The organism is Vibrio sp. Y176, assembly GCF_033438945.1.
In genome coordinates, this window is record NZ_JAWOQS010000746.1 from 1 (window position 1) to 620 (window position 620).

Consider the following 620-nt stretch of genomic DNA (forward strand, 5'->3'; position numbering starts at 1 on the left):
CGCCGCCCAAGGATCGACGATTTTTACGTCTTTATTCCACGTCGATGGGTCTTTAATGTCGCTGCCTTCTTGTCTCCCCACCAATACATAAAGGTGCGTGCCAGAATGGCCTTTTTTAAACGCCACAACTTCTACTTTTGGCTGGTTTTCTGGTGTGCCCGACATGCCTTGAATCATTTCAGCAGCGGCAGCGAAAGCAAATGTGGTACAGCAACCTGCCTTGGCATTTTGTACATACTTAGCAATGTTCTGTAATGTACTTAGCTGCGGAGCATTGCCTCTTTGAGCGGCAGCTTGAACAGCGCTGGCAGACATGGTCGCTCTTTGATCTTGCGCGATTCGTGCTTGGTTCGCGTAAAGAGCTTTTAGCCTTGGCGCACCTTTTGTTTCATAAAACTGCGACCCTTTTTGACCAAACGTATTTAAGTCTGTGCATGCAAAATCCCCCAGCTTTTGAAGGTTGTCTTTGTGCTCGTTGATCAGCGCCACGCTGGATGAGGCTTTGCTGGTTTTGGAAGACGAGGTGTCGGTTTGTGCGGCAGGCCAATGCGAACTTGGGCCAGACGACAATCTTTCAAGATTTTTCAAATTGCCGAGCGTCAGTTTATTTTCGCCATTGA

Annotated in this window: 1 pseudogene; it reads right to left on the bottom strand. The window is 48.2% G+C overall.

Annotated features, from left to right (window positions below):
• Window positions 1–620 (bottom strand): annotated as a pseudogene (vopR, locus tag R7O13_RS28425) (type III secretion system effector VopR); the annotation flags it as partial.